The organism is Pseudescherichia vulneris (assembly GCF_902164725.1).
Classification (GTDB): Bacteria; Pseudomonadota; Gammaproteobacteria; order Enterobacterales; family Enterobacteriaceae; genus Pseudescherichia; species Pseudescherichia vulneris.
Window position 1 is genome coordinate 4,243,127 of the sequence record NZ_LR607338.1, and the last position, 8,848, is coordinate 4,251,974.

The following is an 8,848-nucleotide window of genomic DNA, read 5'->3' on the forward strand; positions in this document are numbered from 1 at the left end:
TGCACGAATATGGATAAAAATGGACACAAAAAAAGCCACCTTCAGGTAGCTCTTTTTTGCATCGCTTGGTGCCGAAGGCCGGACTCGAACCGGCACGTATTTCTACGGTTGATTTTGAATCAACTGCGTCTACCGATTTCGCCACTCCGGCACTGAAGGGGATGTACAGATAGCGGTTGCATTATACCCGTTGCGGATCGGCATGCAAGCTCCCCTTCCCGCCTCCAGCGCTAACCGCATAAAAAACCACCGCCCTCCATCCCCTCTCTGCCCCCCTCGCAAAAACCTGCAACACAATCCGAGGTTTACATTATCCCCTGTTTGTTATTTGATTCTGTTATTGGCTGGGGTTACCCCATCAACAGACATCAGGATGCAGGCATGCGCTTCTATCAGGTCGATCCCACGCTGGAGAACTACTGGCGCGGCGTGATCCTCTTCGGCAATAACTTCGCCACCTACAAGTTCGCCCTGGCCCATGCCCTGTACGATGTCGATCGCAGCGACACCCTCGTGAAGCTCGATGACCTGGCCGTGCCCTTCAGCAGGCATATCTGCGAGCACCTGAAAAATGCCCCTCGGCAGATCCTCAACGACAAGAAACCCGGCAAGCTGATTACCGCCTGCCTGCAATACAATCTCGGCGAGATAGACGAGGATGAGCTGCACCGAATGACGGTGCGCTACGGCTTCTCGGTAGTGCTGGATGCCTTCCACAACGTTAACGGCGGGCCGCTGGAGAAGCAGTTCTTCATCAACGAACGGCGAGAGCACAAGGGTATCCGCCTGACGGATGAGTTCTATCGCCTGACGGAAACGCAGCAGTTCCACAACCTGGTGCATGAAACCGACGCCCGCTGGCGGCTGGTTGAGAAGGCCTGGGAGATGGATTTGCCTCCGCAGCTGCTGGACGTCCATTACGATGCGGGAAGTGAAACCCTCTTTACCCAGCTCAACAGCTACCGCATCTCGCTCACTAGCTGCCGCAACAGCCTTAACGGCTATCAGAAGGGGCACTGCTTCTACTGCAACGCGCCGATAAGCCTGGAGTCCGGGCATCCGCTGCTGGCCGATGTGGATCACTTTATCCCGCTGGTAGCACAGAGGCAGATGCCAGGCATGAACCTCAACGGCGTCTGGAACCTGGTCCTGGCCTGCCAGTCCTGCAACCGGGGGGAGAAGGGCAAGATGGCGCAAGTTCCGGCCATCGATCTGCTGTATCGTCTCCATGCCCGCAACGAGTATTTTATTAACAGCAGGCTGCCGCTGCATGAGGCGATCATTAACCAGACCGGCAAGAGCGAGCCGGTGCGCCGCACGTTCTTAAACGATATCTGGAACGCCGCCCTCGCCTGCCGGTTCCGTATCTGGCAGCCGGATGCCGCCGGAGAGGTGATGTTCAGATGACAATAACGTATTACCAGCGCAACGCGCAGACGTTCTTCGACGCGACGGTGGGAGTAGATATGTCCTCCCTCTACGCGCCCTTCCTGAGCCAGGTTGTTCCCGGCGGACGGGTGCTGGATGCGGGCTGCGGTTCCGGGCGCGATACTAAAGCGTTCAACGCGTTGGGCTATCAGGTGGAGGCCTTTGACGCCTCGGCGGAGATGGTGGAGCTTGCCGCGGCCTATACCGGCCTGCCGGTCAGGCAGATGACGTTCAACATGCTGGAGGCCGAGGAGCGCTACGACGGGATCTGGTGCTGCGCCTCGCTGCTGCATCTTCCTCAGGCCGAGCTGCCCGAGGCGATGCGTCGTCTCGCCCGCGCCCTGAAGCCGGGCGGCGTCTGGTATCTGTCGTTTAAATACGGTGTCGGCGAGCGGGAAAAAGAGGGACGGCACTTTACCGATCTGAACGAGGCCGGACTTGATGCGCTGGTAGCAGTTCTGCCGCAGGTGAGCATCATTGAGCAGTGGACAACGCAGGACAAACGCCCCGAGCGCGATGAGGTCTGGCTGAACGCGCTGCTGCGTAAGCATCTGTCTGAATAGACTACCATCCCGCACCTTCCGCCCATGCGTCCCCCTACCCCATGCTCTACACTTCCTAATCAACGCTGAACCTGAGGAAACCACAATGAGCACAATAAAAAGCTATGCCGCAAAAGAAGCTGGGAGCGAACTGGAGCTGTACGAATACGATCCCGGCGAACTGCAGGCGGGAGACGTTGAGGTCCAGGTAGACTACTGCGGGATCTGCCACTCTGACCTGTCGATGATCGACAACGAGTGGGGCATGTCCCAGTATCCGCTAATCGCCGGGCACGAGGTGATTGGTCGCGTGGTAGCCCTGGGCAGCGCGGCGCAGGACAAAGGTCTGAAGGTGGGCCAGCGTGTGGGTATCGGCTGGACGGCGCGCAGCTGTGGCCACTGCGATGCCTGTATCAGCGGCAACCAGATCAACTGCCTGGAAGGCGCAACGCCGACCATCCTTAACCACGGCGGCTTTGCTGATAAGCTGCGCGCCGACTGGCAGTGGGCGATCCCGCTTCCGGACAGCATCGATATTGAATCCGCTGGGCCAATGCTCTGCGGCGGCATCACGGTGTTTAAACCGCTGCTGATGCACAACATCACCGCCACCAGCCGCGTCGGGGTGATCGGCATCGGCGGTCTGGGTCATATCGCCATTAAGCTTCTGCACGCTATGGGCTGCGAAGTGACGGCGTTCAGCTCTAACCCGGCGAAGGAGCAGGAAGTATTAGGGTTTGGGGCGGATAAGGTGGTGAACAGCCGCGATCCAGAGGCGTTGAAAGCCCTGGCAGGTCAGTTCGATCTGATCATCAACACCGTTAACGTCGACCTGAACTGGCAGCCCTACTTCGAGGCGCTGGCTCACGGCGGAAACTTCCACACCGTCGGCGCGGTGCTGAAGCCGCTTCCGGTTCCGGCCTTTACCCTGATTGGTGGTGACCGCAGCATCTCCGGTTCCGCAACCGGGACACCGTACGAGCTACGTAAGCTGCTGCGCTTTGCCGGTCGCAGCAAGGTCGCACCGCAGACCGAGCTGTTCCCGATGTCACAGATCAACGAAGCCCTGCAGCACGTTCGTGACGGCAAGGCCCGTTATCGCGTGGTGTTGAAGGCAGATTTTTAAAGTGTAAACGCCCGGCGGCGTGAGCTTGCCGGGCCTACTGTTATACCTTCACTAAAGCAGCAAAAACCTCGGCTACCGCTACCGCACCCGGATCGGTCACGCCCGTCAGGCTGTCGCTGTTAACGTACGACGAGCGCCCCGCCCCTGCTTTCTGCATCTTAGCCGTGCTCTCTGCCCCCTCTTGAGCAGCCGCAACCGCAGCGCTGAGATCCTGGCTCTGCAACGCCTCCAGCGCAGGCTGTAGGGCGTCGATCAGCGTCCGGTCACCCAGATCCGCACCACCGTAGTGCTTCATCTGCTTAAGGCCTTTTAACAGCGCATCGGCGATGTTGGCTCCGTCGTGGATCGCCTGCCCCGCAGCGGTAAACAATATCGACATCAGCACCCCGCTGGAGCCGCCCATCACCGTCGCCAGCCGCTCGCCGATGAGCTGGAAGAGCTGAGCGCTGTCGTCCAGCGGGAGCTTACCCTGCTCAAGCTGCTGGGCGATATCCCGCGCGCCTTCGGCAAAGGTCGAGCCGGTATCGCCGTCGCCTACTTTGGCATCCAGGGCGTTGAGCCGGTTCTCAAGGCTAATCAGCGTCTCGGTGGCGGCGTTAACGATGGCGCTAACTTTAGGGTTGTCGGAGGGCTGGATCTCAATGCCGGTGTTAATCGCGTTGTGCTTAACCGTGCGCACCGGGGCGAAGGCCACCGGTTTTTGCCAGCCGACGGTCTCGACGTCCGCATTGAGGGCGCGCTCGAACTCGTCGTTGAGGCGCAGCAGCGAGAGCGAGAAGCCTTTCATATCCAGGGAGCTGACCAGCGGCGCGGGGCCGATGAGGTAGGCAATCTGGTCCTTGAGCGCCGAGTGCGCCAGCTCTTTGGTGAGGAGGGCCATCTCCAGGGCCGACACGCCGCCGAGGTTGTTGATCAGCACCGCCACGCGGTCGTTACCCGCTTTTGCCTTCAGCGGCTCGACGAGGGTGTCGATGAGGGTTTTGCTGTTGTGGGTGTCGACGATGCTGGCCCCTGGCTCGCCGTGGATGCCGAGGCCCAGCTCGACCTTGCCGCGCTGGATGCGGTTCTCCTCCTCTTCGCCGCTGCCCGGCAGGTTGCAGATTTCCATCGCCAGCCCGAGGCTCCAGACGCTGTCGCTGGCCTCTTGGGCTATCGCTCGCACCTCGCCGAGGGATTTACCCTGCTCGGCGGCGTAGCCTGCAATCTTATGCACCAGCGCCGTGCCGGCGATGCCGCGCGGCTGCTTGTTATCCGGTAGGGCGATGTCGTCGGCGACGATCACCATCTCCACCTTCAGACCGTGGCGTTTAGCTTTCTCCGCCGCGAGGCCAAAGTTAAGGCGGTCCCCGGTGTAGTTTTTGACGATCAGCAGGCAGCCGCGATCGCCGGTGACGGCGACGATGGCGTTAAGCACCGCGTCGACGCTGGGGGAGGCGAACACGTCCCCGCAGACGGCGGCGGTGAGCATGCCTTTGCCAACGAAGCCCGCGTGGGCGGGCTCGTGGCCAGAGCCGCCGCCGGAGATGACCGCCACGCGCCCCTTGTCCCAGTCGCCGCGCGCCACGATGCGGATAGCGGGATCGATATCAAGACGCACCAGGTTAGCGTGCGGTGCGGAGATAATTAAGCCTTCGATGGCATCATTGACCAGCTGCTTGCGGTCGTTGAAGAAAAATTTGGACATAGCTTCCCGAGCGGTTAATTAATCGTAAGGAAAGCATAGTCGGTGTGACGAAGCGCAAAGTATGAAAGCGGAGTTTTCCCCGCCCAAAAAAGAGCGGGGAGGAGGCAGAGTTACGCCCGGCGCATCATCAGCCAGACGCTGATGGCGAGGAACAGGGCGCTCGGCAGTAGCGCACCGATAATCGGTGGGATGCCGTACACCAGCGTCAGCGGGCCGAAGATCTGGTCCAGCACGTAGAAGACGAAGCCGAAGCTGATCCCGGTGACCACACGCACGCCCATCGGCACGCTGCGCAGCGGACCAAAGATGAACGACAGGGCCATCAGCATCATTACCGCTACCGACATCGGCTGGAAGATCTTACTCCACATGTTGAGCTGGTAGCGCCCGGAGTCCTGCCCGGTTGACTTCAGGTACTTCACATAGTCACGCAGGCCGCTGATAGAGAGCGCATCCGGCTCCAGAGCCACCACGCCAAGCTTGTCCGGCGTCAGGTTGGTCTTCCAGGTGCCGCTCACGGTCTGGGAGCCGGTGATCTGCTTGGGATCCTGGAGGTTAGACTCGTCTACCTGCGACAGCTTCCAGAGCTTCTGCTGCTCATCAAAGGCCGCGTGTGCCGCATAGCGCACCGACTGCAGGCGACGCTGGTCGTTGAAGCTGTAGATGCTTACGCCGTTCAGCTCGTTGGTGCCGGAGACCTGCTGGATGTAGACGAAGTTGTTGCCGTCTTTGGCCCACAGTCCCTGCTGGGTAGAGAGCATCGCGCCGCCGTAAATCGCCTGGGCCCGATAGGTACGTGCCATCTGCTCGCCCTGCGGAGCGACCCACTCACCGATGGCCATGGTCAGCAGCACCAGCGGGATCGCCGTCTTCATCACCGACAGCGCTACCTGAAAGCGGGTAAAGCCGGAGGCCTGCATCACCACCAGCTCGCTGCGCTGGGCCAGCATCCCCAGACCCAGCAGCGCGCCCAGCAGGGCCGCCATCGGGAAGAAGACCTGAATATCTTTCGGCACGCTGAGCAAGGTGTACATCCCCGCGCCCATCGCGTCATAGCTCCCCTGCCCGGCACGCTTGAGCTGATCGACAAACTTGATGATGCCGGAGAGCGACACCAGCATGAACAGCGTCATCATGATGGTGGTGAAGATGGTTTTACCGATATAGCGATCGAGTACGCCAAAAGCCTGCATTATAACGCTCCTTTACGCACAAAACGGGCGCGTATGCGGCGCATCGGCACCGTGTCCCACAGGTTCAGCACCACCGCCAGCGCCAGATAGAGCAGGTTCACTGCCCACATCCAGATCATCGGATCGAGCTTGCCCTTGCCGCCGTTGGACTTCAGCGAGGTCTGCACCAGGAAGAACACCAGGTAGAGCAGCATCGCTGGCAGCATCGACAGTACGCGGCCCTGGCGCGGGTTCACCACGCTGAGCGGCACCACCATCAGCGCCATCACGAACACGGCGAAGATGAGGGTTAAGCGCCAGTGCAACTCTGCGCTTGCCCGCGGCGTGTCGGTGCGCATCAGGGTACGCATGTCCATCTGCTCGGTATCGTCCGGATCCAGCGCCACCGCCTGATGGCCGACAATCGCCTGATAGTCCTGGAAGTCGGTAATGCGGAAGTCGCGCAGCAGCGCGGTGCCTTCAAAGCGCGTTCCCTTGGTGAGCGTGACCACCTGCGAACCGTCTTTGCGCTGCGAGAGCTGGCCGGAGTCAGCCACCACCACCGATGGGCGCGCGTTGCCTTTAGGACGCAGCTGCGCGAGGAAGACGTCGTGGAAGCTGCTGCCGCTGACGCTCTCGATAAACAGCACCGAGTTACCGTCGGTAGCCTGCTGGAACTGACCCTGTGCCAGCGCCGCCATGCCAGGGTTGGCTTTGGCTTCCGCCAGCACCTCGTCCTGATGGCGCGAGGACCATGGCCCGGCCCACATCACGTTAACGGCAGCCAGAATGCCGGTAAAGATCACCAGCACCATCGCGGCCTTCACCAGCACGGCCTTGCTCAGGCCGCAGGCGTGCATCACCGTGATCTCACTGTCGGTGTAGAGCTTGCCAAAGGTCATCAGCAGCCCGAGGAACAGGCTAAGCGGCAGGATTAACTGCGCCATTTCAGGTACGCCCAGCCCCAATAAGGAGAGCACCAGATTTGTCGGGATATCACCGTCAACGGCTGCACCGAGGATCCGCACCAGCTTCTGACAGAAGAAGATCAGCAGCAGGATGAATAGGATCGCAAGTTGACTTTTTAGCGTCTCCCGAACCAGATATCTTATGATTATCACTATAAATACGCCCGTAAAAACCCGTCTTTTTGCAGGAAAATCGCTTGTTTCATGGCTTAAACGTCATTTATTCTCTTGAGTCGTCGAAAGCATCGCTAAGATGTATGAAACTTAGCGGATGCACGTTTCAGGATATGTTCTGACGTGTCGAACTAAGATTAACACGAAGTCACCGCAACAGCGGACATGAGTTACGAAAGCTTGCAATTCTATCCGTAGCCCCGGCTGTTGTCTTTAAGATTCAGGAGCGTAGTGCATGGAGTTCAGTGTAAAAAGCGGTAGCCCGGAAAAACAGCGGAGTGCCTGCATCGTGGTTGGCGTGTTTGAACCGCGCCGGCTCTCCCCTATCGCCGAGCAGCTCGATAAGATCAGCGACGGCTATATCAGCGCGCTGCTGCGCCGTGGAGAGCTAGAAGGCAAGCCGGGACAGACGTTGTTGCTGCACCATGTTCCTAACGTCCTGTCAGAGCGCATTTTACTGATTGGCTGCGGCAAAGAGCGTGAGTTGGACGAGCGCCAGTACAAGCAGGTTATTCAGAAAACGATAAATACGCTGAATGATACTGGCTCGATGGAGGCGGTCTGCTTCCTGACCGAACTGCACGTTAAGGGGCGTAATACCTACTGGAAAGTGCGCCAGGCGGTCGAGACGGCAAAAGAGACCCTCTACAGCTTCGATCAGCTGAAAACCAACAAATCCGAGCCGCGTCGTCCGCTGCGTAAAATGGTCTTCAACGTGCCGACTCGTCGGGAGTTGACCAGCGGCGAACGTGCCATTCAGCACGGTCTGGCGATCGCCTGCGGCATCAAAGCGGCAAAAGATCTCAGCAACATGCCGCCGAATATCTGTAACGCAGGCTACCTCGCCTCGCAGGCGCGTCAGCTGGCGGACTCCAACAGCGAGAACATCACCACCCGGGTGATCGGCGAGCAGCAGATGCGCGAGCTGGGGATGCACTCCTACCTGGCGGTGGGCCAGGGCTCGCAGAACGAATCCCTGATGTCGGTCATCGAGTACAAGGGCAGCAGCGATGCCGAGGCGCGTCCGATTGTGCTGGTGGGTAAAGGGCTGACCTTTGACTCCGGCGGCATCTCCATCAAGCCTGCCGAAGGCATGGATGAGATGAAGTATGACATGTGCGGCGCGGCGGCGGTGTACGGCGTGATGCGCATGGTGGCCGAGCTGAAGCTGCCGCTGAACGTAGTGGGCGTGCTGGCAGGTTGTGAAAACATGCCCGGCGGTCGCGCCTTCCGTCCCGGCGACGTTCTGACCACCATGTCCGGCCAGACTGTGGAAGTGCTGAACACCGATGCCGAAGGGCGTCTGGTGCTGTGCGACGTCTTAACCTACGTGGAGCGCTTCGATCCCGAGCTGGTGATCGACATCGCCACCCTGACCGGCGCGTGCGTGATTGCCCTCGGCCATCACATCACCGGCCTGATGTCGAACCACAATCCGCTGGCCCATGAGCTGATCGGCGCGTCCGAGCAGGCAGGAGATCGCGCATGGCGTCTGCCGATGAGCGACGAGTACTACGAGCAGCTGGAGTCGAACTTTGCCGATATGGCAAACATCGGTGGGCGTCCCGGTGGGGCGATCACTGCCGGTTGCTTCCTGTCGCGCTTTACCCGGAAATACAACTGGGCGCACCTCGACATCGCCGGTACCGCATGGCGCTCCGGCAAAGCCAAAGGCGCAACCGGCCGTCCTGTCGCCCTGCTGTCGCAGTTCCTGCTGAACCGCGCTGGTTTTAACGGCGAAGAGTAGTGATTAC

The 8,848-nt window shown here is 60.0% G+C and carries 7 protein-coding genes and 1 tRNA gene; 4 read left to right on the forward strand and 4 right to left on the reverse strand.

Annotated features, from left to right (window positions below; translation table 11 throughout):
• Nucleotides 1-66: 66 nt before the first annotated feature.
• Nucleotides 67-151, reverse strand: a tRNA-Leu gene (locus tag FN633_RS17650).
• A gap of 230 nt (nt 152-381) precedes the next feature.
• Here FN633_RS17650 and FN633_RS17655 point away from each other — a divergent pair.
• The 3 genes from FN633_RS17655 (at nt 382) to ahr (ending at nt 3,096) form a co-directional block, all read left to right on the forward strand.
• A complete protein-coding gene (locus tag FN633_RS17655; protein WP_154058665.1) occupies nt 382-1,407 on the forward strand; it encodes an HNH endonuclease family protein in 1,026 nt (341 codons plus the stop codon).
• Nucleotides 1,404-1,991, forward strand: a complete 588-nt coding sequence (locus FN633_RS17660; protein ID WP_154058667.1) for a class I SAM-dependent methyltransferase — start codon at nt 1,404-1,406, stop codon at nt 1,989-1,991. The genes FN633_RS17655 and FN633_RS17660 overlap by 4 nt, the downstream gene beginning before the upstream one ends.
• A gap of 85 nt (nt 1,992-2,076) precedes the next feature.
• Nucleotides 2,077-3,096 carry an NADPH-dependent aldehyde reductase Ahr gene (ahr, locus tag FN633_RS17665; RefSeq protein ID WP_154058668.1) on the forward strand — a complete coding sequence of 340 codons (1,020 nt, stop codon included), beginning with the start codon at nt 2,077-2,079 and terminating at the stop codon, nt 3,094-3,096.
• Nucleotides 3,097-3,136: 40 nt separating this feature from the next.
• On the opposite strand, the gene FN633_RS17670 is transcribed toward ahr, so the two are convergent.
• The 3 genes from FN633_RS17670 to lptF all read right to left on the reverse strand — a co-directional run bounded on the left by FN633_RS17670 (nt 3,137) and on the right by lptF (nt 7,073).
• Nucleotides 3,137-4,780: a dihydroxyacetone kinase subunit DhaK gene (locus tag FN633_RS17670; RefSeq protein ID WP_154058671.1), complete on the reverse strand. Its 1,644-nt coding sequence runs from the start codon at nt 4,778-4,780 to the stop codon at nt 3,137-3,139.
• Nucleotides 4,781-4,890: 110 nt separating this feature from the next.
• The gene (gene lptG, locus FN633_RS17675) at nt 4,891-5,973 is read right to left on the reverse strand and encodes an LPS export ABC transporter permease LptG (RefSeq protein WP_154058673.1); all 1,083 of its coding nucleotides are present in this window, start codon (nt 5,971-5,973) and stop codon (nt 4,891-4,893) included.
• A complete protein-coding gene (lptF, locus tag FN633_RS17680; protein WP_042388359.1) occupies nt 5,973-7,073 on the reverse strand; it encodes an LPS export ABC transporter permease LptF in 1,101 nt (366 codons plus the stop codon). The genes lptG and lptF overlap by 1 nt, the downstream gene beginning before the upstream one ends.
• 256 nt (nt 7,074-7,329) lie before the next feature.
• Here lptF and pepA point away from each other — a divergent pair, with 256 nt between their 5' ends.
• Nucleotides 7,330-8,841, forward strand: coding sequence for a leucyl aminopeptidase (gene pepA / locus FN633_RS17685; protein WP_042388360.1), 1,512 nt, complete (start codon nt 7,330-7,332; stop codon nt 8,839-8,841).
• Nucleotides 8,842-8,848 lie beyond the last annotated feature (7 nt).